Source organism: Liquorilactobacillus satsumensis DSM 16230 = JCM 12392, from assembly GCF_001435195.1.
Taxonomy (GTDB): Bacteria; Bacillota; Bacilli; order Lactobacillales; family Lactobacillaceae; genus Liquorilactobacillus; species Liquorilactobacillus satsumensis.
In genome coordinates, this window is the sequence record NZ_AZFQ01000055.1 from 27,142 (window position 1) to 49,322 (window position 22,181).

The 22,181-nt window shown below is 40.5% G+C and carries 17 protein-coding genes and 1 other annotated feature; of the genes, 6 read left to right on the forward strand and 11 right to left on the reverse strand.

The features are described from left to right. Window positions 1-3 precede the first annotated feature (3 nt). Window positions 4-1,395 carry a tRNA uridine-5-carboxymethylaminomethyl(34) synthesis GTPase MnmE gene (mnmE, locus tag FD50_RS11650; protein WP_056961908.1) on the reverse strand — a complete coding sequence of 464 codons (1,392 nt, stop codon included), beginning with the start codon at window positions 1,393-1,395 and terminating at the stop codon, window positions 4-6. A gap of 624 nt (window positions 1,396-2,019) precedes the next feature. On the opposite strand from mnmE, the gene FD50_RS11655 reads away from it, so the two are divergent. From FD50_RS11655 to FD50_RS11665, 3 genes are read left to right on the forward strand one after another with little or no spacing between them, the layout of a single operon-like run. Continuing rightward, complete coding sequence (locus FD50_RS11655; RefSeq protein ID WP_056961910.1) at window positions 2,020-3,066, forward strand: branched-chain amino acid aminotransferase; 1,047 nt, start codon at window positions 2,020-2,022, stop codon at window positions 3,064-3,066. A gap of 36 nt (window positions 3,067-3,102) precedes the next feature. Beyond that, the gene (locus FD50_RS11660) at window positions 3,103-4,182 is read left to right on the forward strand and encodes a PTS sugar transporter subunit IIC (protein ID WP_056961912.1); all 1,080 of its coding nucleotides are present in this window, start codon (window positions 3,103-3,105) and stop codon (window positions 4,180-4,182) included. Between the two features lie 53 nt (window positions 4,183-4,235). Continuing rightward, complete coding sequence (locus tag FD50_RS11665; protein WP_054755607.1) at window positions 4,236-5,153, forward strand: L-lactate dehydrogenase; 918 nt, start codon at window positions 4,236-4,238, stop codon at window positions 5,151-5,153. A gap of 239 nt (window positions 5,154-5,392) precedes the next feature. Here FD50_RS11665 and FD50_RS11670 read toward each other — a convergent pair whose 3' ends face one another. The 3 genes from FD50_RS11670 to FD50_RS11680 all read right to left on the reverse strand — a co-directional run bounded on the left by FD50_RS11670 (window position 5,393) and on the right by FD50_RS11680 (window position 7,807). Next, on the reverse strand, window positions 5,393-5,866 hold the full coding sequence (locus tag FD50_RS11670; RefSeq protein WP_056961914.1) for a universal stress protein: 474 nt from the start codon (window positions 5,864-5,866) through the stop codon (window positions 5,393-5,395). A gap of 104 nt (window positions 5,867-5,970) precedes the next feature. Continuing rightward, the gene (locus tag FD50_RS11675; protein WP_056961916.1) at window positions 5,971-6,915 is read right to left on the reverse strand and encodes a CPBP family intramembrane glutamic endopeptidase; all 945 of its coding nucleotides are present in this window, start codon (window positions 6,913-6,915) and stop codon (window positions 5,971-5,973) included. A gap of 154 nt (window positions 6,916-7,069) precedes the next feature. Then, a complete protein-coding gene (locus FD50_RS11680; RefSeq protein ID WP_056961918.1) occupies window positions 7,070-7,807 on the reverse strand; it encodes a deoxynucleoside kinase in 738 nt (245 codons plus the stop codon). 289 nt (window positions 7,808-8,096) lie between these two features. On the opposite strand from FD50_RS11680, the gene FD50_RS11685 reads away from it, so the two are divergent. Further along, complete coding sequence (locus tag FD50_RS11685) at window positions 8,097-8,570, forward strand: nucleoside 2-deoxyribosyltransferase (protein ID WP_056961920.1); 474 nt, start codon at window positions 8,097-8,099, stop codon at window positions 8,568-8,570. 90 nt (window positions 8,571-8,660) lie between these two features. On the opposite strand, the gene FD50_RS11690 is transcribed toward FD50_RS11685, so the two are convergent. After that, window positions 8,661-10,187: an FAD-dependent oxidoreductase gene (locus FD50_RS11690; RefSeq protein WP_056961922.1), complete on the reverse strand. Its 1,527-nt coding sequence runs from the start codon at window positions 10,185-10,187 to the stop codon at window positions 8,661-8,663. Window positions 10,188-10,366: 179 nt separating this feature from the next. Here FD50_RS11690 and FD50_RS11695 point away from each other — a divergent pair, with 179 nt between their 5' ends. Further along, window positions 10,367-11,212, forward strand: a complete 846-nt coding sequence (locus tag FD50_RS11695; protein ID WP_056961924.1) for a hypothetical protein — start codon at window positions 10,367-10,369, stop codon at window positions 11,210-11,212. Window positions 11,213-11,393: 181 nt separating this feature from the next. Here FD50_RS11695 and FD50_RS11700 read toward each other — a convergent pair whose 3' ends face one another. Both FD50_RS11700 and FD50_RS11705 read right to left on the reverse strand, forming a co-directional pair. After that, complete coding sequence (locus FD50_RS11700; protein WP_054755598.1) at window positions 11,394-12,230, reverse strand: MetQ/NlpA family ABC transporter substrate-binding protein; 837 nt, start codon at window positions 12,228-12,230, stop codon at window positions 11,394-11,396. 92 nt (window positions 12,231-12,322) lie between these two features. Next, on the reverse strand, window positions 12,323-13,600 hold the full coding sequence (locus FD50_RS11705; RefSeq protein WP_056961926.1) for an O-acetylhomoserine aminocarboxypropyltransferase/cysteine synthase family protein: 1,278 nt from the start codon (window positions 13,598-13,600) through the stop codon (window positions 12,323-12,325). Between the two features lie 285 nt (window positions 13,601-13,885). Then, window positions 13,886-14,139, forward strand: a binding site (T-box leader). Window positions 14,140-14,197: 58 nt separating this feature from the next. Here FD50_RS11705 and FD50_RS11710 point away from each other — a divergent pair. After that, window positions 14,198-15,010: a homoserine O-acetyltransferase/O-succinyltransferase family protein gene (locus tag FD50_RS11710; RefSeq protein ID WP_054755595.1), complete on the forward strand. Its 813-nt coding sequence runs from the start codon at window positions 14,198-14,200 to the stop codon at window positions 15,008-15,010. A gap of 184 nt (window positions 15,011-15,194) precedes the next feature. Here the strand turns inward: FD50_RS11710 and metF are convergent, their stop codons facing one another. The 4 genes from metF to FD50_RS11730 all read right to left on the reverse strand — a co-directional run bounded on the left by metF (window position 15,195) and on the right by FD50_RS11730 (window position 22,180). Further along, window positions 15,195-16,076, reverse strand: coding sequence for a methylenetetrahydrofolate reductase [NAD(P)H] (gene metF, locus FD50_RS11715; RefSeq protein WP_056961928.1), 882 nt, complete (start codon window positions 16,074-16,076; stop codon window positions 15,195-15,197). Next, the gene (gene metE / locus FD50_RS11720; RefSeq protein WP_056961931.1) at window positions 16,054-18,345 is read right to left on the reverse strand and encodes a 5-methyltetrahydropteroyltriglutamate--homocysteine S-methyltransferase; all 2,292 of its coding nucleotides are present in this window, start codon (window positions 18,343-18,345) and stop codon (window positions 16,054-16,056) included. The genes metF and metE overlap by 23 nt, the downstream gene beginning before the upstream one ends. Window positions 18,346-18,915: 570 nt before the next feature. Continuing rightward, window positions 18,916-20,070 (reverse strand): DUF3114 domain-containing protein, encoded by a 1,155-nt coding sequence (locus FD50_RS11725; protein WP_056961933.1) that lies wholly within the window; start codon window positions 20,068-20,070, stop codon window positions 18,916-18,918. Between the two features lie 49 nt (window positions 20,071-20,119). Continuing rightward, window positions 20,120-22,180, reverse strand: coding sequence for a glycosyltransferase family protein (locus FD50_RS11730; RefSeq protein WP_056961935.1), 2,061 nt, complete (start codon window positions 22,178-22,180; stop codon window positions 20,120-20,122). Window position 22,181: the final 1 nt, after the last annotated feature.

The window sequence follows — 22,181 nt, forward strand, 5'->3', positions numbered from 1 at the left end:
TTATTACTTTCCTAAACAAAATTGGCTAAACAATTGATTTAAAAGTTCATCTTGATAACTATCACCGGTAATTTCTCCTAAAAGATCCCAGCAGTTGGTCATATCAATCTGAATTAAATCCACTGGCATCTTCGCACTAATTCCTTGTAAAACTGAAGTTAATGCTTTTTCAGCTTGGTTTAAAAGCGCAATATGCCGAGCATTTGTAACCATCACAGTCGTTTGACTATTTTCAATTCCGCCGAAAAAAAGCTCCGCAATCCTGGCTTCCAATTGCTCAAGTCCTTGGTTCTTCAAAACTGAGGTTGTCAGTATTTCTTCATCAGGTTGCAACAGCTCCTTAAGCTGCGCAACCTCAATTCCACGAGTTAAATCCATCTTATTCAAAAGAACAATTCTTTTTTTGGTAGCCGTCAGTTTCAATAACTGCCGATCTTCATTTGTTAACGGTTCACTGCCATTTAAAACTAACATTACTAAGTCCGCTTGTTCAATCGCATGCTTTGAACGCGCGACCCCAATTTTTTCAACTTTGTCAACAGTTTCGCGAATTCCGGCCGTGTCAACCAGTTTAAGTGGCACTCCGCGGACGTTAACATATTCTTCGATTACATCACGGGTCGTGCCCGCAACATCTGTTACAATTGCCTTATCTTCATGCAAAAGGTGGTTCAGTAAGCTTGATTTGCCCACATTTGGGCGGCCAACAATTGCCGTTGCCAGCCCTTCGCGCAAAACCTTACCCTGTTTAGCAGTTGACAGCAATTGTTTAATTCTTTGTCTGACTTCCAACGCCTTTTCTTTCAATAATCGGGTTGTCATTTCTTCAACGTCGTCATATTCTGGATAATCAATATTAACTTCAACCTGCGCCAAAACTCCTAAAATGTCCTGTCGTAAATTCTTGATCAGATGTGACAAGTTCCCATCAAGCTGGTTTAAGGCCACCTTCATTGAACGGTCAGTCTTGGCCCTAATGAGATCCATGACAGCTTCAGCTTGTGAAAGATCGATTCTGCCATGCAAGAAAGCCCGTTTTGTAAATTCCCCTGGTTCGGCAAGCCGTGCGCCATTACTTAATACCAACTGCAAAATGCGGTTAGTCGCAACTATTCCTCCATGACAATTAATTTCAACAACATCTTCACGCGTGAACGTCTTGGGAGCGCGCATCACCGAAACCATTACTTCATCGACTTCTTGCCTTGATTCAGGATCGACAATATGTCCATAATTGATTGTGTGACTTGAAACAAGTTGTAAATTCTGACCAGCAAAGATTTTCTGTGCGCATTGAACTGCTTCTTCCCCGCTTAGACGAACAATTGAAATTGCTCCTTCACCCGGGGGAGTAGAGATTGCGGCAATTGTATCAAATTCTGTGGCTGTTTTCACGCCTTCAAAACCTCCCTTTTAGACAATAAAAAAAGCGCCACTCCACGCGTAATACGTGGATAAAGCACTTTGACTACTTCATCAATTAAGATAAGAATGATTGTCTATAATATACTTTCTATTCAAAAAAAAGTCAATCATCGGCTGCCAACAAATTTCCTTCTAATAATTCAACGGTCCCTAACAAGTTCTTTGTGGCTTCAAAACGCTATTTTATTAACTACAGTTAGTACAACAGATAATATAATTACATTATTATTAAAAAAATGCTTGCATTTTTAATGTGAGCAGTTATAATAAAAAATATCAATTACGAGGTAACTTTAAAAAAACTGAGAGGAGTTGGGTAACATGTCATGCACAATGACCACTATGAATAGCTGTAATAATTCTAATACAACAATCCAATACCTAGTGAGCCTAGTCATTATTAACACGCGCGATGTGTTTCCCAATGTCTTGGCTGATTAGAGTGTAAAGACATTAAAACCATCGCGCTAAGGAGAACTTAGGCGATGGATTTTTTTTAGGTACCCACCGCCAGAATATCATGCGGTGGGTACCTTTTTAATTTCTTTTTAATTTCGCAGTCGCCTCGCAATTCAACTTTAAGGAGGAATCACTATGACACTTACATCAGATCCTAAAGCAAAGAACCCACAAGAATTAGATTGGAACAATCTTGGCTTCAACTACATGAACCTTCCATACAGATACCGTGCATATTGGCGTGACGGCGAATGGCGCGATGCAGGCCTAACAGAAGATGCAAATGTCACCATCAGCGAGGGCTCAACCAGCCTTCACTATGGACAAGAAGTCTTTGAAGGACTGAAAGCTTATCGATGCAAGGATGGCAGTATCAACCTTTTCCGTCCTGACCAAAATGCTAAGAGACTGCAAAAAAGTTGCGAACGTCTCATGATGCCTCAGGTCCCAGTTGACATGTTTATCAGTGCCCTTAAACAAGTTGTTAAAGCTAATGAAGATTATGTTCCTCCATATGGGACTGGAGCAACTCTTTATCTTCGTCCATATCTAATCGGTGTTGGCGGTAATATCGGTGTTCATCCAGCACAAGAATACATTTTTTCAATCTTCGCCATGCCGGTTGGCAGCTACTTCAAGGGTGGTTTAACCCCTACGAATTTCGTTGCTTCAGAATATGATCGCGCCGCACATAAAGGGACTGGGGCAAGCAAAGTCGGTGGTAACTATGCTGCTAGTCTCTTCCCTGGAAAACTTGCACATGATGCAGGTTTCTCAGACTGTATCTACCTTGATCCTATCGAACACAAAAAGATTGAAGAAGTCGGTTCCGCAAACTTCTTTGGAATCACTAAAGATGGTAAGTTTGTCACACCAAAATCTCCTTCAATCTTACCAAGTGTTACAAAATATTCACTTTTGTATCTGGCTGAGAAACGTTTTGGCATGGAAACCGAGCAAGGGGATATCTACATTGATCAATTGGATCATTTCGCTGAAGCCGGTGCCTGCGGAACAGCAGCCGTAATCTCACCAATTGGCGGCTTCAAATATGGTGATCACTTCCATGTCTTCTATAGTGAAACTGAAGTTGGGCCTGTAACACATAAACTTTACGATGAATTGACCGGTATTCAGTTTGGCGATCGCAAAGCGCCAACAGGCTGGATCGAAAAAGTATAGTCGCGATTTTCAAGAGAAAGAGGAGCTGTTATTAAAATGGAGAATACAAACACGACCGCCCCAACTGTAAAAGAATATGCATACCGCATCAGTGCCGCAGTTGCCAACGCAATCTTAGTTACTTTAGGAATTGGATTATTATTGCAGACAATCGCTTCCTTTGTTCACTGGAATGCACTTTATCAAGTGGGTGTGATTGCAAATGACTTGCTTGCCCCTGCATTAGGGGTCGCAATTGCTTCACAGCTTGGAACAAACTCACTTGTAATGTTCAGTGCCATGATTTCATCAACTGTCGGGGCAAATGCAGTTCATTTTACCACTGGCGCTGTTAACGGCACTACCGCAACTGGGTCCAGTTTGATGCAGGCTGCCGGAAGTGCAACATTTGCAACCGGTCAACCTGTCAGTGCTGTTTTAGCAGGCTTAGTGGCTGCACTTGTCGGTAAATATCTTACAGGTAAAACACCACTTGATATGATGCTTGTTCCTTTCGCGGCTACCTTAACCGGTGGAATTGCAGGTTTAGGATTAGCAGCCGTAACTACACCGTTTTTATTAAATGTCAGTGCATTTATCGCACAAACGATGCAGGTTAATCCGCTGGTCGGCTCAATTTGTATCTCTGCCATCTGGGCACTTTTCTTAATGACACCCGCTTCCTCTGCTGCTCTTGCGATCGCTTTAACACTCGATCCAATTTCATCAGCTGCTGCTTTGATTGGTACAACTTCGCAGTTTGTAGCCTTCACTGCAATGTCGTTCAGACAAAATAACGCAGGTGCAAACATCGCGCAGGGAGTGATGACACCCAAGGTTCAGTTCCCTAATCTGTTAATTAACCCGTATCTTTTAGTCCCATCAATCCTCTCGGCAGTTGTCTGTGCCCCAATCGCAACTATCATGTTTGGTTTCCGTTCAACATATAAGCTTGCAGGTTTAGGCCTCAATTCATTTATTGCGCCAATTGCTTACATGGGTCAAGGCTGGGAATCCTTTGCAGTCTATGTATTTACGGGAATGTTCTTGCCAGCAGTTATTTCATTGGTAGCATACAGCATGATGAAAAAGGTTGGGTTAATCAAAGATAACCAATTACACTTGGAGATCGTTTAAGCTGAACAATAACTAATTTAATTACTTGATGGAACGGAAAGGAAATAGATGTAATGGGAAGAAAGTACGCAATTATCGGTGTTGGTCATGTTGGTGCAACAATCGCCTTTGCTCTAGTTACTAAGGGTGATGCGGATGAACTAATTTTGATTGACAAAAATGAAAAGAAAGCTCGCGCTGAACAGTTGGATCTCCAAGATGCAACCGCACGTTTGGAGACACGGCCCAAGATTAAGATTCAAGACTACAGCGAACTGGCTGATACCGATATTCTATTTGTGACAGCAGGAAATATCCATGCACTTGATCACGCAAGCGGCAATCGCTGGGCAGAATTCGAATATACCCGGGAAATAGTCAAAGACATTGCACCCAAGATCAAGGAAAGTGGCTTCCATGGCGTCCTGATAGATACAATGAATCCTTGTGATGCAATTTCTCAATATCTGCAAAAAGAAATTGGATTACCTGGTTCACAAGTTCTTGGAACTGGCACCTTCCTTGATACAGCAAGAATGCAACGTGTGGTTGCAGAAAATTTCGCTGTTGATCCTAAAAACGTAACCGGCTTTGTTTATGGCGAACATGGTGAATCCCAGTTTGTGGCTTGGTCGACAGTCAAGGTAAATGGTCTGGCTGTAAAACCTTTGGCAGCAAAAAAACAATTAGACCTTGACAAATTAGAAGCGCAAGCACGTTCTGGTGGGTGGGCAGTTCACTCTGGCAAAGGCTACACTAGCTTTGCAATCGCTACTTGTGCAGTTAAACTCAGCCGGGCAGTTTTTGATGATGCACACTTAATGTGCCCATGCTCGACTTACAATGCTAAATACGATTCCTATGTGGGCCAACCTGGAATCATCGGTAAAAACGGTGTTGAAGAAGTTGTCACGATCCCATTGCCTCCTGAAGAGGAAGCAAAACTTGCAAAGTCTGCAGCAACTATTAAAGAAAAATTTGAAACAATGTAACTAGGTACTTCTCCACGTTCAATCGCCACAGTTTCAAAGTGTTTCACAACATCCTCATCAATTTGTTGTGATTATGTGTGAACAATAAAAACTATATTATTCCAAGATTACGTTTATGATTAGTTTCCGTATTAGTGCAGTAAAATAAAAAAGTATCCTGCAGGCTTGTACTTGAGCTGCGGGATACTTTTTTAATATAGTCTTTAATATTCAATGTATTTTTAGAGCTGGCTTCAATCTTATTTGCTTTTGTTAACTGCTGTCCGTGCCATTAATACATCGCAGTTTGCATTTCTAATTATATAAGATGCTACTGAACCAACCACCAGTCGTTCAATGAAATTCTTACCTGTTGATCCGACGATAATTAAATCATTTTGATATTCTTTCTGGAAATCAAGAATAACAATTTTGGGATTTCCAAAACGAAGATGGACACGCAGAGCATCATGCTCGATTTCATTATCCTTAAGTAAGCGCTCCTTGAGCTTCAGCATGTAATCTTCATTGGCCTGCTCAATTTTATAGATCCGTTCTCCATCAAGCGCTATTCCTGCACCACCATATTCCAAAGAGTTTAAATCTAGAACTCTCAAAATATCCAGCGTAGCTCCTTGACTATGTTTCACAGATTCAATTGCCTTATTCAGGGCAACCTCAGCCCCGTCAGAACCATCAACTGCTACCAAAATATGTGCATATTTATGAGCCATTTCATCCACCCGCCTTTAACGTTAGAACTGCTTTCTATAGTGCTATCATAGCGCTGCTGCTGCAAAACTTCAAGCAATTTACGTAATAGTGCACGTCCTGGTGTTTAAACTCTTGTCAGTCCCAAACATGCCAACCCTACCACAATAAGCGTTATTATCAGCAGATACTTGCTGCCAAAAGCTGTCCGCAAATAATGGCGTCCCTCTCGATTAGCGGCCCACCACATGCGTAGTTTGCTCCAGTTACGGGCTAATATGTAAGCACCAATTATGCCGCCACCTAGAATAATGATCCCACTAAGCTGATCTGCTCGAGCAGGTGCAAGCCGACGCAACACGAACGTCAAAAAGTCTCCCAAGACAAAGTTATTAAAGATATGCAAACCAATCGACCATTTAATCCCATAGTTCAGTGCAACATAGCCAAAGACGAGTCCAACCATAAATGCAAAGGGGGTTTGCACAAAATTAGCATGATATAACCCAAACATATAAGCTGAGATGATAATTGCCATCTCATTTCCATATTTTGCTAAACTTCGCAGTAAATATCCACGAAAAACAATTTCTTCTGTCAAAGGTCCTAACAAAGCTGCATATAACAACATTGAAAAGCTTTGACTGGAATGTGTCGCGGCCTCCAACTGTTGCGTGGCGCTAAAGCCAATCAAGTTGACCAATTTTTCAAATAGCGCACCATAAATACCTGCCACAATCTGCAGCGTCATCAGGATCGCCGTTAGACTGAAAAACTTTTTCCATGAAATCTGTTCTTTTCCCGCTATCCAATATTGCCTGCGCAAACGAGGTGGCGACACAGCTACAATAACTAATAAGCCGACACCGATCGCCCAAAAGTAAGGTACTCCACTTTGCTCAATTGCACTTGGCAACATATTTTTGACTGCCGAATTATTACCAATTAACAAAAAAACAGAGGCGACTAATGCGACAACTTGAAAAACCACAAAATAGATCGCTGTCACCAATAATGTTTTCCCAAGTTTTTTTTGAAACTTTTTCTTTGCAGAATTATTAATAGCTGCCACTCCCTCTCAAAGCCTTCTTTAGCTGGGTCCAAAACTTAGTTTATTTACACAAGTATACTGTTTTCTCTTTATGCTTGTAAATATATCCTTAGGTAAAAGAAAAGAGCCATAACAAAACTCAGTTTGTCACAACTCCGCTATTTTTTAAAACATTTTATTTGAGCAAAATCTGATGCTTTTTTTTAAGCGTTTCTATCTGTGAACTAGGAACTTTCTTAAGTTCTTGCAATTTATCTTCAATCAACTCAAGAACCTTGATTCTATCACCTAGATTCCCTACAAAGTCGTACTGATCTCCATCAAGAATCAACAACGGTGAGACGTTGTAATTATGCATCCAATCATCGTAATATTGTAACAGCTTCTTGTAATATCCGACAAGTGAAGGATCATTTTCAATAAGTTCATATTTGCGACCGCGTTTTGTAATCTGCTTGATCATTGTTTCGTAAGAGACTCTGATAGTGATCATTAAATCAGGTGCTTTCTTCTTGGCAGCATAAGGCAGCTCTTCCATCATATTATTCAACAAACTTTTATATATCTGATATTCGACATCAGTCGCATTACCCATCTCTGTATTCATCTTCATGAACAGTTCATCTTCATAAATTGACCGATCCAGAATGTTATTGTCGCCTTGCATTGCCTCTTTAATCATTTTAAAACGCCTGTTTAGAAAAAATGTCTGCAATAAATAAGCATATGGATTAGTAGCTTCTTCATCCCCAGCAGCTCTTTTTTGAGCAGCGATCTCGTTTCCCTTGTAAAATAGCGGTAACACCGGGTTATCCTCCACTGGTTCGAAAAAGGCTTTGGTTCCCAATTCCTTAGCCAAAATGCCTGTTAAACTGGACTTGCCGGATCCAATAATCCCAGATAATGTAATCAAAATGATCGTTACACCCTTTCTAATTCTTCTATTCATAGTGCCGTTAGCTTTGATCTTCAAAAACCCTGTGACGGAAACAAAAAGCCTTGAAGATTAAACGCATAAATACTCTGTTACATTTAGTATACCTGCCAGTAACAGTCACTCAGTCCATCGACTCAACAAGTACCAATTACCATCATACTCGGTCTCTAAATAAAAATAAAGGATTGCTTTTACACAAGTGAATGTATTAAAATTAAATGCAACCACTGTATCTTGTAGGAAAAGTAAAAGTGAGGTCATATAAGTGAATAAAGTTTATCTTGCAGCACCATTTTTCAGCGAACCCCAAAATCAGCGAATTCAAGCAGTTAAAAAAGCATTGCAGCAAAACAAAACCATTGATAGCGAAAATATCTTTTTACCTCAAGAACATCAATTTGAAGAAGAAGAATTCGGCAGCCGTGCTTGGCAGCAATACGTTTTTGCTTCAGACATGCGTCAAGTTCACCGTGCTGATCTGCTTGTGGCAATTATCGATTATAAACTGGAAGGCGGAGAAAATGAGAGCGACTCTGGCACTATTTTTGAAATTGGGGCTGCCTTTGAAAACAAAACCCCTATTGTTATCGTACAATTTGATCCGCAAAAGAAACTTAACCTAATGATTGCACAAAGTTTGACGGCTTATTTTGATGCCAGCGGTGATGGTCTAAAGGAACTTGCAACTTATAATTTTGATGTTCTAAAATCAAAACCGGCACACCGTGAGGTCTTTTAAGTGATGATTCAGCAAATTTCAAAATAAAAACTAGGCCATCGCATATTAGCGGCCTAGTTTTTATTTTGAAATCCATAAGATCTCCACTCATTAATTTTGAGCTGCTTGTTTACCAGCTAGTCGCCCAAAAGTTTGTGCATGACTAGCCGCTGTACCCGGAACACGATCTGGGTAACTCCCAAAGAAAAAGCCGCCACTGTCATTTCCAGCTGCGTATAGATGATTGATTGGCGCATAATCCTCATCCAGAACTTCCATCTTTTTATTGACGCGCAACCCATCAAAGGTACATAGTAAGCGTCCGCCTAACATACAGCCATAGTATGGTGCTTGAGCAACCGGAGTCAGCCTGTATGCCTCTTTCCCAAAGTCTTGATCAACACCTTGTGCGGATAACTCATTAACTCGAGCTACTGTCTTTAATAAGTTTTCAACCGGTAAATGAAGTTTTTCAGCAAGCTCTTCAAGCGTTTTTGCTTTAACGATCAGTCCTTTGTCGACATACTGTTCCGTATCTGCTTTCAATTTCTCAACATTTGCCATATATCCAGGAAAACCAATTCGTGCACATCCTAAAGTATGAAATTGAGCTGCGTATTTCCCAAAATTACTGTCCCAGATCATCGCATACAAGTACCCTTTTTGTTTACTTGCTGCATTCACAATAAACTCATATGGGGTTGATTCATTTGCAAACCGTTCACCACGAACATTGACTTTCAGTAATGGATGACTTGCCAACCACAACCAGTCTTGATAAGTTTCGGTTTGAACGTACATATCTTCAGTTCGAGTCCCAATTGGTACTAATCCCCTATCAAAAGTACATCCTGCAGGCGCTTCATCTTTAATTGCTCCCACATTCATTGCAGCCATAATTCCAGCCCCATCATTACGTGGGCTGTCATTATAGACATTCTTTTTTAAGGCTAATGGATTCCATTTTGATAATAACTCCTTATTTGCTGAGTAACCTCCTGTACACAGAATCACGCCTTTAGTTGCCCTAATTTTAAAGTATTTATCATCGATAAGATTCTTAGCAACAATCCCCGTGACAGTTCCATTGTCTACTTCCAGCTTTACTAATGAAGTGTCAAAGAGCAGTTCAACACCCATTTCTTCGACTTTTTCTTGGAACCATTTTCCATAAGAAGCAAAAGTGTTATCATCCTTTGTTGCGTCGTTTTGTGTTGGAAATGCTTTATAAATCGGATTCTTTTCTCCAATATCTGGCTCAGCGCGAAGATGTGCCCCATGCGGCTGTAACACATTATCTTCCACCCAATTGACTGCTTCAGCGCTGTTGTTTACCCAATGATAAATTAAGCCTTCATCAACATTATGCTGTGCAAAAGCAGCTAGATATTCCACTAATTCAAACTTGTTTATTTTTATACCTGCTCGTTTCTGAGCATTAGTATCAACCCCACCTAAGCTAAGCCGTAAAAGATTAATAGTGTGTTCTTTTTCAATTACGAGCGTCTTTACCCCTTTTTCAGCGGCAGCAGCAGCGGCCATTAATCCAGCATTACCTGCACCAATTATCAAAACTTCAGTGCTGATCAGCTTAATATCTGTGGTATTGTAGTCCTTACTATCGTCGTTTGTATTCATAAAAATGCCTCCTTTAGCTTGGCTTTTACCTTATAATAAGTGAAATTGTGAGCAAATTCAACCTATTAAAATTTTCGTGTCTCTATATTTCTTCGATATTATTTTTAAGGAGACAAACACTGCGCTGTATCCCACCTCAAAGATATAGTATTCTTATGACAAAGGGGAGGTTACAAAAGATGTTAAACAAAAATAAACTATTTTTGATTCCACTATGCTTGCTGCTCGTGGGGTGCAGCTCGCAAAAGAAACCAGGAACTGAAAAACAATCAGCAACCCGAACCGAAAAGAAAGTACAGTCAGCTGCCAAAAGTACCCAAACAAACAGCCAAAAAGCAAGTGCTAGCCAAGAAGAGTCCACTACTAGCTCTGCAGCTGCATCTTCTCAATCCGAGCAACAAGCATCCCGCCTTGCTCAACTGAATCATGAGCTCATTACACATCTGGGCACTGTCTTGTTACCACAAAATGATGGTCTCACTAGTGGTAGCGATAAACTCAATGCGCGTTATCATGGAAATGCTGCTAATTATACCGTTAGCTATAGTGTTGAGACACGTGCCAAAGATTTTAATGATTCTAGCGTCGCACAGGAAATTCCTTATGCTGAATTTACAAAGAAAACCTATTCGTCTGCCACCGAGGCTGCCCAACAAGTTACCCACCGAACCGCAAGTGATTCTCAGGGCTTACCAACAGTCGATTTGGGACATAATATTAGAGGATATCTTGATTCAGGGGCGGGACAACGGTACTTATCTTGGAACGAAGGCAACTGGTCACTGAGTGTGCATGCTGCTGCCGTAAAAAATGAAGATCCTACACAGTTAGCCAAACAAACAGTTGCAGAACTTGAGAGCTATCTTTTGCCTGCACCACAATCTTATGGTGAAATCCGCTTCAATGTCGGCTTAAGTTACGGAAGTCGGGAGCAACTCGTGCGGTGGCAAAAGGGCAACATTATTTATGAACTGGAGACACATGATCCTTCAACTGCAATAAAAATGGCAGCCAGTGTGAAATAATTCTTTTCCCTATTCGCATTGTCTTGCACCGACCGTACGCGCCTCCCATTATTTTTAAAATCGGCTTCAACTAAAAAGCAAGACTGCCACAAAGATTGGAAGATTCTCCAACTTTATCACAGCCCTGCTTTATTTTATTATCTTTTACCATACCACTTTTAAACTTTCGCCTGCTGCCACGTTAATTATTAGGCAACACCCAATAATTATCGTTATTATGCTGCTTGACATAATTCTTAAATTCCGTTGATTGATAGGCTTTTTTTACTGCCTTTGCCCAAGCAGTCTTTGCATTTTTCTTAGTGGTTACAGCTACTAAACGATACTCAGAACGTAAAGTCTCTGCTAGTAATATTTTTTTGGTAGAGATTTTTGCACTATAAGCAACTGAACCAGGTAAAACAACATATTCAAAATCTTGCTTAGACCGTGGAATGGTAGCAGAGTCCATTTCAGTAATTTTTAAATTGTACTTATTAGTAGCGATATCTTTCTTGGTTGCCTTAATCAGATCTGTCCCTTTCTTCAAGGTAATCCAGCCAGCTTTGACCAGCAAATTATACGCACGTGCAGTATTGGCAGGATCATTTGGAATTGCAATCCGGTCACCGAAAGCAACATTTTTTAATGTTATTTTTTGCGCTGGATAAATACCAGTAGGTACGGTTGGAATTGGCGTCAGTGCAACCAAATTTGCCTTCTTTTCAGTATTAAAATTCTTCATGTAGGCCGTATGCTGATCAACACTCAAATCCACTTGACCCTCGCTAAGTGCAACATCTGCATTCAACAAATTATTGAAGGATTTATTTGTCACATGATAGCCTTCTTTTTCAAGAATTGGTTTAATTCCCTTGAGAAAAAGCTCACTGTAAGGCCCTGGAGAACTGCCTAGCAAAATTGTTTTTTGATTATTTGAACTGCTCTTTTGACCATGCAAAGTGAAAAATGCAAGTACCGCAATTAGTAAAACCACCAAAAGCGTAACACTTAATTTAAAGCGCGAACTTTTAAACAACGACTTCCCACTCCCTTTGATTACTCTATTTTTCAAAACAGAAAAGCCTGCGCTAGCGTATGGTTTGCAAACAAAGTAATTTTTTATCTAAATTAAAGCTTATCTAAAGCTTGTTTTAAATCCGCAATTAAATCATTCACATTTTCAATCCCAACCGAAATTCTAATTAAATCAGGTGTAATTCCTGTTTCCTTTAATTCTTCTGCATTCAATTGAGCATGTGTCGTTGAAGCCGGATGAATGATTAAGGATTTGGCATCTCCCACATTGGCCAACAGTGAGAAAAGCTTCAGGTTCTCAATTAAATCCTTGCCGGCCTGTTCTCCCCCAGTTAATCCTAAAGTGAAAATCGAGCCTACACCGTTAGGAAAATCGCGCACTGCTAATGTATGATACTTGCTGGACTCAAGTTCTGGGTATTTGATCCAAGCCACTTTAGGGTGATCATTTAGAAAAGCAATAATTTTTCTTGTATTTGAAACATGTCGTTCAATTCGTAAAGATAGTGTTTCCAGTCCTTGCAGCAGCAGAAATGAATTAAATGGGCTGATTGCCGCCCCAGTGTCACGCAAAATTTCAGCACGGACTTTTGTGGTAAAAGCACCGCCTTGTAAATCAGCAAAAACCAATCCATTGTACTGAGCATTCGGCGTCGTAAATTCCGGATAGCGCGTACTTGCATGATAATCAAATTTCCCATTCTCAACGATCACCCCACCCATTGAGGTTCCATGCCCCCCAATGAATTTTGTCGCGGATTCGATTACAATATCGGCACCGTGTTCCAACGGCCGGTAAAGATAAGGTGAAGCAAAGGTATTATCAACGAGCACTAAAATTCCGTATTTATGCGCTGTTGCTGCGATTGCATCAATGTCGAGTAAATTGATATCAGGGTTCCCAATCGTTTCCAAATAGATTGCTTTTGTGTGCTCATTGATATATTTTTCATAATTTTCCGGCGCATCAGGATCAACAAAATGCGTAGTAATACCTAACTTAGGCAATGTCACATTCAGCAAATTATAGGTGCCACCATAAAGTGTACTGGCTGCAATTACCTCATCACCTTGTCCAGCAATATTGGTAATTGCGGCTGTAACAGCAGCAGCCCCACTTGCTAGCGTAACTCCACTGGTTCCTGCCTCAAGTGCCGCCACGCGTTCATCAACTACCGCTGTCGTTGGATTTGTAAGCCGATTATAAATATTACCGGGGTCACGCAGCGCAAAGCGATCAGCTGCCTGCTTAGCATCCTTAAAGACGTACGAAGTTGTTTGATAAATTGGAACTGCCCTAGCACCTGTTTCATCGACTGTCTGTCCTGCGTGGACCTGTAAAGTTTCAAAACTCAAATTTTTTTCACTCATGAAAATTCCTCCTTTAGAATATACGCTGTGCGACAATTTTTTATAAGATACACAAAAACGTCCCTGCAAAAATATTTGCAGGGACGTTTTCACCAACTCGTACTCTCTATCAGATTAAAATTAAGCCTACTCTTCTCATCAAAATCACATATCTTATTGCAAGTATCCTAACATTCGTTCATGCCAACTGTCAATACCTTTTTTTATTAATCTTCACGACTTATTTTTAAAAAAATTGAGTACAGACTTGACGTTTTGGTTAAAAAGTCATAATCTACTTATAATAATATTACGTTGATGGGATGAGTAATATATTTGCGATGATATTCAGAGAACTGGGCATGGTGCGAACCAGTTATCATCCATATGTGAAAATGGTCCCTGAGTGAAAATTGTACGAACTTTAATCTATAAAGCAAGTATAATTCGGGTGCGCCCGTTAACGCAGCAGTGTATCGCATTTTAAATGCCGTACACGTAAAGAGTAGTCATTGTTAATGACTAGTAAACGGGTGGTACCGCGACTTTTCGCCCCGCAATCCTTTGATAGGATTGCGGGGTTTTTTGTACTTGTATTAACCTTAAGGAGGTTTCAATATGTCTTGTGTCAGTATTTTGTCTGGTCTAACTAAAAATGATGTCCCGGTGGTCCCTGGTTCTTTAAAAATTCTCATCTTGAACCTAATGCCTACACGCCAAGCCACTGAAAAACAATTTACTCAACTACTTGCACAGATTCCACAAAATAGTACCGTAACTTTTTGCGTTCCAGAAACTCACCAATTTCGACATCCAGAAAAAAATTTATTTGAGAAATACGTAACATTCGCACAAATTCAACACAATCACTATGATGCTCTGATCGTCACCGGAGCCGCAATTGACCAGCTACCGTTTCAGGCAATTGACTACTGGGAAGAGTTAAAAGAAATCCTAACATGGCGGCATACTCATGTTAAAACCAGTCTCTTTGTCTGCTGGGGAGCGTATGCAGCCGGGAATATTGAGCATCTTTTTACGGGACTGCAACTCAAACATAAGCTCAACGGAGTTTATACTGTTAACGGAATTACAATGCCACATTCACGCTATTTCACTATTCCATCCCAAAATGTTAACAAACGAGCCCGCGTAATAGCTGGAAATAATGAATTAGGCGCCGTTGTGATTCATGATCCTATCACCGCTTCATTATACGTCACCGGTCACCTTGAATATTCGACTGAAACTTTAGCAAAGGAATACCAGCGTGATCTCCGCCTTGACCCAACCACTCAGATTCCTTATAACTATTTTGATGAAAACTTATGCGCCCAAAACACCTGGAGAAAAAGTGCCATTAACTTTTATCGCACATGGCTCGGAAAAATTTCGAGCACCAAGAACCAGTGTTCAGCTTCTGCCGACTAAGCTTTGGATTAGAAGTGCCGACACCCGGCGTCCAGCCGCCGTTGACTAAGTCCTGAATTACAAAGTAACCTGAACTTGGTTACGCGTAATTTAGGCTTAGGCGCAGGTGGTTGCGGGGTGGAGCACGTTAAAAAAGTGCCACCAGTCCAAGAGACCTTCAGCACTTCCATAAAATTTTGTTTTTTTAAGAATTTTTACTTGTTGCTTTAAAGATAGACCTTGTCTCACGCCAAATCTTTTGTGCAACTGTTGCATGATTCATTGTATAAAGATGGATGCCGTCAACTCCATGTGCTACTAAATCAATAATCTGCTCGACCGCATAGGCTACCCCCGCGTCTTCCAAAGCTTCCTTATTGTTTTGGTACTTGTCTAGCATCTGGCTGTATTTATGCGGAATTGGAACCCCCGAAACTTTCGCAATTCGCTCAATTTGCTTTTTGTTAGTACAGGGCATAATCCCTGCTTCAATCGGCACGTTTATTCCCGCAATTTCAGCCTTTTCTTTAAACGTATAAAAACTTTCGTTATTGAAAAACAGCTGTGTAATGAGATGATCGCTACCAGCATCAATTTTTTTCCTCAAACAAGCAATATCTTCAACAAAACTGACCGCTTCCCGGTGCTTATCGGGATAGCACGCACTCGCAATGCTAAAAAGTGGACGTTCCTTTTTTACAAACTCTATCAGTTCATTTGCATGTGAAAAATCACCGACCGGTTTCCTGCCAGGAATGAAATCCCCCCGCAGTGCCAAAATATTAGTTACATTAATTTCTTTTAGCTGATCAAGTAATGTAAGTACCTGCTCTTGTGAAAGATATAAACACGGAACATGCACAACCGCAGGAATGTTTAATGTATTCTGAATAAAATCAGCAATCTCAAAAGTTCCTTGGTCATGACCGATTCCGCCAGCTCCAAGTGTCACAGAAATAAAATCCGGTGCAATTTCTTGCAGACCCTCAAGTGTCGGAATGATACGCTGAGACGAAAGCTCATTTCTAGGCGGAAAAACTTCAAGTGAAAATACTGTTTTACTGTTAAAAAGCTCCGTTAGTTTCATTAACACTGCTCCTAACCTTCCGCGTGGCTTCAACAATATTTCTCAAACTTGCAAATGATTCTTCTTCCGAGCGCGTTTTTAATCCGCAATCCGGATTTATCCAGATCCTATCAAGCGGCAGTTTCTTGATGATTTGCTCAATCAAGGCTTCAACCTCTTCTTCTGCCGGAATCCGAGGTGAATGGATGTCATACACGCCGGGACCTACCTCTGTCTGGAAGTCTGCGGCCGCAAGTTGGTCGATCAACGTAAAATCAGCACGTGAGGCCTCAAACGAAATCACATCTGCATCCAGCTGATCAATTGCATCGATAATATCACCGAATTCACTATAGCACATATGTGTATGAATCTGCGTAGTAGGCGCAACCTTGCTGTGAACAAGTCTAAAGGCTGGAACCGCCCAGTCCAAATATTCCTGATTCCAATTTGACTTACGTAAAGGCAAATTTTCACGAAGAGCCGGCTCATCAATTTGAATAATTTTGATTCCATTTGACTCTAAGTCAAACACTTCTCCTTGAAGAGCTAGTGCAATTTGGGTTACTGTTTCTTTTGGAGCAATGTCTTCTCGTGGAAATGACCAGTTAAAAATCGTAACTGGTCCAGTCAGCATCCCTTTAACTGGCTTAGCAGTCAGATTCTTAGCAAAGACTGAAGCAGCAACCGTAATTGGGGCAGTTCGGCTGATATCCCCCCAAATAATTGGCGGTTTAACTCCACGCGTACCATAAGATTGGACCCAGCCGTTTTTTGTGAAAATAAACCCGTCTAGTTTCTCACCGAAGTACTCAACCATATCATTTCTTTCATACTCACCATGAACCAGTACATCAAGGCCAATTTCTTCTTGAATTTTAACAATTCTCGCAATTTTTTCTTCATTAAATTTATCATACTGTGCACGTGTGATCTCACCTTTGCGGAACTTAGCACGATTTTGACGCACATCTCTTGTTTGCGGAAATGATCCGATAGTTGTAGTCGGTAACAGTGGTAATTTAAATTCTTCTTTTTGCAGCTGCTGCCGTTCTTTGCGTTCAGGAGTGCGCTCATAATCGTTTGGTTGCAAATGATCACTTTGAGCATGCACAGCTGCATTGTATGGATGTTTCACGTTAGCAAATAACGCATCGTTTTTCTCCAAAAATTGCTGATTTCCAATTTTATCATGCTTAAGTGCATCCAACTCTTTCAGTTCAACTAACTTCTCTGTAGCAAAAGCCAGATGCTGCCTTACATCTGCGGGCAATTGCTCTTCAGTGGCCGCACTATATGGAACATGCAAGAGCGAAGTTGAACTATTAATTACAATTGGTGCAGCGATTGTCTGCGTCAGCTCTTTGAGCAATTTAAGCGTGGTTACATAGTGATTTCGCCAGACATTCTTGCCATTGACCACACCTGCGAACAAAGTTTTAGTAGCCGGAAAACCATTTTTTTCAACTAACTCAGCATTATAGCTTCCTTCCAGAAAATCGAGTCCAATTCCATCAAAGGGTAAAGTTAGAGCCTCTTGATAAACATCACGTAAATCACCAAAATAGGTTTGCAATAATACTTTGGTAGTATGTTTCGGGGTAAGGATTCCAGTATAAAGTTCTTTAAACAATTCTTTTTCGGTAGCTGTTACATCCAAACAAAGTGCTGGTTCATCAATTTGGAGCCAGTCAATTTTCTTTTGATCTAAGCGCGCAATAATCTCAGCATAAGCAGCGCTCAGTGCCGGTACAAAATTCTTAGCAGTTGTATCCTCAAGAAAACGGCTAAGCTTTAGCAACGTATATGGTCCAATCACAACAGCTTTAGCATTAATTCCTTGTTTCAAGGCTTCATCAAGTTCCGCAAACAGCTTGTCACCGACTAGCTTTATGTCGGTATCTGTTGTAAATTCAGGAACGATGTAATGATAGTTGGTGTTAAACCACTTCTTCATCGGCAATGCTTTTACGGCTACCTCCCCTTGCTGATATCCACGCGCCTGGGCAAAATATTCAGCAAGAGGCGAAAGCCCCAGCCGTTTGTAGCGCTTGGGTACAATGTTCAGCAAATTCGCAGTATCTAGAAGGTTATCAAAAAAAGAAAAGTCACCCACAGGAATCAAATCAAGTCCCGCTTCTTGCTGAACCTTCCAATGATTTTTTCTGAGCTGTGCTGCCACCTGCAGTAGTTCATTTTGAGTAAGTTGCTTCCGCCAATATTTTTCAGTTGCAAATTTTAATTCACGTTGTTGTCCAATTCTGGGAAACCCGATAATAGTTGTTGTCATGTATATCCTCCTAAAATTTTGTCCTAGTAATAAATTAAATGTTGCGTGCGAACCTTGAAAGAAGCCAAGTTTTTGAGAAGTAACGCGCGCGAATAACCCCTTTTCGCTACAAAAAAAGTCCCTCGCTCAGCATAATTGCCAAGCAAGGGACGAATTTAATCTCGTGTTACCACCCAAATTTATACTACCCTCACGGATAATATCTCTGAAAGTATCTCTCTAAATACCCGATGTTATAACGGTCATCCCCCGACATCCAAGCGTTGACCTGAATGCAACTAATCAGAGCTCATCTTCACTGACTATCAAGGTATCCTTTCACACCATCCGGATTCTCTTCCACCTCTGAAGTCAGCTACTCTTCTCCTCGCAGTTCTGTGAAAATAAAAATGTTTTTCATAGAATTATCATAATTACAATTTTTACTTTTGTCAACAGTTTGCTAACTAAAATTTAAAATCCCTCTAAAAAGCAAGTCTTAGCAAGTAATTAGACCCATTTTAGCACATAGTCTCCCCGAAAAATTCAAAATATTTCCCGGGTAATACTGCAAACATTAGCTCATTCCAATCATTTTCTCATTTTACTTCGAAAATATTTAGCAAATCCTGGATTACGCAAAGGCCAACGCTGCCGACAATATTTAAGAAAATCTGCGTAAACTTGCGCTTTTTTAGCGTCTGGTACTTGTCTCCAAGCCACAACATCTTCCTGACCTTTTTTAACTAGATCTGCATACTGACCTACATATTCTCCTTGGGCATTTTTAACATAATAATCTTTCTCCGCCAACCAATAATCATCTTGTCCAACCGTCGTTAACACTCGCCGCAATTTGGGGTCAGCTGGATGTCTAACATCTAATAATTGATGACTATGGTTTATGCAAAGAAGTGGATTAAAGCTTCTCCCCTTAGGAATTCCATAATTGAATGACTCAGTATTTGCAATTGCCTCAGCTTGATGCACAGCATAGTGTCCCGGATTCGAATCAATCTGACCAGCAGCAGTATATTTATACACTTGCCATTCTGTCACAAACTGACCAGTCCTTAAGGCAACAATAAACTCAGACATTCTACTACTTTTTGTAACCTGAATCTTCATGTTCTGTGGGTAAAGAAAAGCAGAACTTTTTAAATGGCGATTGTGATAGTTAGCATCTGTACCATAATCTAGCTTAAATTGATAGTATTGGGCATACTGCAATAATTTTTCAAAATCATTCTGGCCCACAAAGTTGGTTCGGACAAACCTAATATTATTCCTATCAAGATAGCTTCTGAAAAGATGTAATTTTTGAGCAAGCTCTGCAAGTCCATCAGCGCCATTGGCATATTCTCTAAGACTCCGTTTCCGGAAAACTTGTTGCACAAGTTTTCTGAAGTACTGCAAAAAAGCTGCGTGTGGCGCCATCTGGGGATCTAAGCTATATATAGTCCCTACTTGTAAAAATCCATTGCGGTCGACTTGAGCCTGCAGTTGTTGCAATACCAAAGTGAGCTTCTGTTGGGGAGACAACCTAGCAGCTTTAAACATCTTCGTGTAGAGTTCAGAGCCAATTAATCTACTTGTTTCCGTCCATGCTTCCATCGGTTTACCCTTAGCTATTCGCTTAGCATATGCCTTGTCATAAACCTGCAAAGCGGCTTTATCCCAGCCATTTTGCTGCAACTTCGCTGCAATCTTTGCTTCGTTATTTTTTCGCTGCTTTATAAATACCACCTTCTTTTAGCCCTGATCTGCTTGCATTCGCCTCAACCAAAAAACTAGGCTAATGTCTTGCAAATCCTCTGTTGCGCAAATACCAAATATCCATCCCTAGAATTAGAATAGCACCCACATAAATCAGCAAATAAAGCGGAACTGGGTAAAGTAACTTGCTTTGCTGTCTAATCAAACTAAACAGCAAAAAACGATTTTGATAACCGTCAATCGGCGGCTGAAGAATATCTAATTTCCTTGACCGCAGGTATTGAATATTAAGCGGGTGGTTAGTACTGTTTTTTAAGATTAAGCGATATTTTCCCTTTAAACCTGTGACCGGAACACTCTCATTTTTAGAATTTTGGAAAACTTTTAAACTGCCATTTCCCTTAAGACTCACCACTAAGCCTGATTGGACAGTTGGTAAAAAATTAGTTTGGAGTGTATTGAAGGAGCGCGCAGCCACAACTCGCTCACTGACACTTTGGCCTGGTTTAAGTTGTAACCAAGTCAGTCTAAAGAATTGCTGACTTACAATTGGTCGTTGCTCTGAAACTCTTTTTTGTGTTAACGAATAATTATACACACAGCTTCCGCTCAGAAAAATACCAACCAAGGTTAATACCACCGTCGGATATTTAAATCTGCCTGCTTTCCTTAAAAGGTTACTTTGGGCAAGGACTTCTATTCCTTGACTTGCCAAAATAAGTAAAGGCAGCATTGTAATGAAGGAATAACGGACAGCGACTTCCCACATCAGCATATGAAAAAAGAAGATTCCGACAATATAAAGCAGTAAAAGATAGTGAATTGAAAATTTCCCGTGTCGCGCCTTTTTGAAACTGTCAATTCCCACGCAGAATGCAAAGAACCACAGAGTAATATACACTACTTGTTCAAATGCGAACAGCGGCATGCGTTGTTCCCCAAAAATGTAAGCGTAAGCATCCTTAGTGTCGTTAGTGATTCCATACCCACGATTCTCTGTTCCCACCGTTCCTAACGACCACTGAACATTGATTTTTCTTCCATATAACTGGAGCAGCCCTGATGGTCCCATTTTCTGCAAGCGGGTTTTGATTAACTCCTGTGCGTGTTCTTTTCTACCCTCATATGTTTTAAATCTCGCCGTATCCGCCCAAGCATCTCCAATTGTCCCATTGAATTTAGGATTCAGCCCTGCACTAATCCAGTAGACAAAAGGAAAATTATGTGCCCGTTCAATTTTAAAATTTGTTCCATGTTCACCAGCAGTTTTTAGCTGAACCGCCCCACATAATAGTACCAGCATTGTCAGTAACAGGATCACTGTCTGCTTAACTGGATATTTATTAAAAATAATAAAAATTCCCAATGCAATCAGCGCAATAATCGCATTTGTCTTACAGTACACGGCGGCTGCGAACATCATCACAGACAGTACCAATGCTAATCCTCTGATCCAATGCGTTTGTCCTGACATAAAAAAATCAAATGCTGCAAACCCCATCATCAAAAAGGATAAAGCAATCGGATCAGTATAAGTCACCAGACAAGTCGTATATAAAGGCACAAAGAAAAATGTCAATAATAAGAAAAGTGAACTAACGCGCGGATTTGCATGCCGCCGCACGATTAACCAACTGCATAAAATTCCAATATCTAATAGAATAAAAGTGAAAGCATTGAGAACAACTGTACTATATCCCCAGCCACAAAGCAGCGAAAAGCGATACACTAGTGCATACAACAAAGTTACGCCCACATTATTTGGTGCAAAAGAAAAATAGGTCGGCCAAGTTCGTGCCCCGCCTGCCAGTGCAGCCGCCTGCAGCCTGACATCAAAATCGTCAATTCCTTGACTACCCTTGAAACTGATAATCAAATATAATTGCCATAAAAATGCCAGTATAAGTATGCTCGTTAGCAAAATTCTCCTGATCGTTAGTTTCCGTAACCCGTGATAACATACCAGCAAGGTTAGGATTGCAACTAACATTAGTGCCAGATTGGTAAGTGGATCGAGCAGGTACAACTTCGCATTTTGATATTTCCCCGGTAATAAAATCGCATTATATAAAACAAATACACAAATAGCAGCAAAAATAACACTGACCATTTGCCAAACAAATACTTTTGTTCTCGGCATT

Coding starts and splice junctions, on each gene's coding strand:
- FD50_RS11655 (WP_056961910.1), top strand. CDS start 2,020: ATGACACTTACATCAGATCCTAAAGCAAAGAACCCACAAGAATTAGAT.
- FD50_RS11660 (WP_056961912.1), top strand. CDS start 3,103: ATGGAGAATACAAACACGACCGCCCCAACTGTAAAAGAATATGCATAC.
- FD50_RS11665 (WP_054755607.1), top strand. CDS start 4,236: ATGGGAAGAAAGTACGCAATTATCGGTGTTGGTCATGTTGGTGCAACA.
- FD50_RS11670 (WP_056961914.1), bottom strand. CDS start 5,866: ATGGCTCATAAATATGCACATATTTTGGTAGCAGTTGATGGTTCTGAC.
- FD50_RS11690 (WP_056961922.1), bottom strand. CDS start 10,187: ATGAATACAAACGACGATAGTAAGGACTACAATACCACAGATATTAAG.
- FD50_RS11695 (WP_056961924.1), top strand. CDS start 10,367: ATGTTAAACAAAAATAAACTATTTTTGATTCCACTATGCTTGCTGCTC.
- FD50_RS11705 (WP_056961926.1), bottom strand. CDS start 13,600: ATGAGTGAAAAAAATTTGAGTTTTGAAACTTTACAGGTCCACGCAGGA.
- FD50_RS11710 (WP_054755595.1), top strand. CDS start 14,198: ATGTCTTGTGTCAGTATTTTGTCTGGTCTAACTAAAAATGATGTCCCG.
- metF (WP_056961928.1), bottom strand. CDS start 16,076: ATGAAACTAACGGAGCTTTTTAACAGTAAAACAGTATTTTCACTTGAA.
- metE (WP_056961931.1), bottom strand. CDS start 18,345: ATGACAACAACTATTATCGGGTTTCCCAGAATTGGACAACAACGTGAA.
- FD50_RS11730 (WP_056961935.1), bottom strand. CDS start 22,180: ATGCCGAGAACAAAAGTATTTGTTTGGCAAATGGTCAGTGTTATTTTT.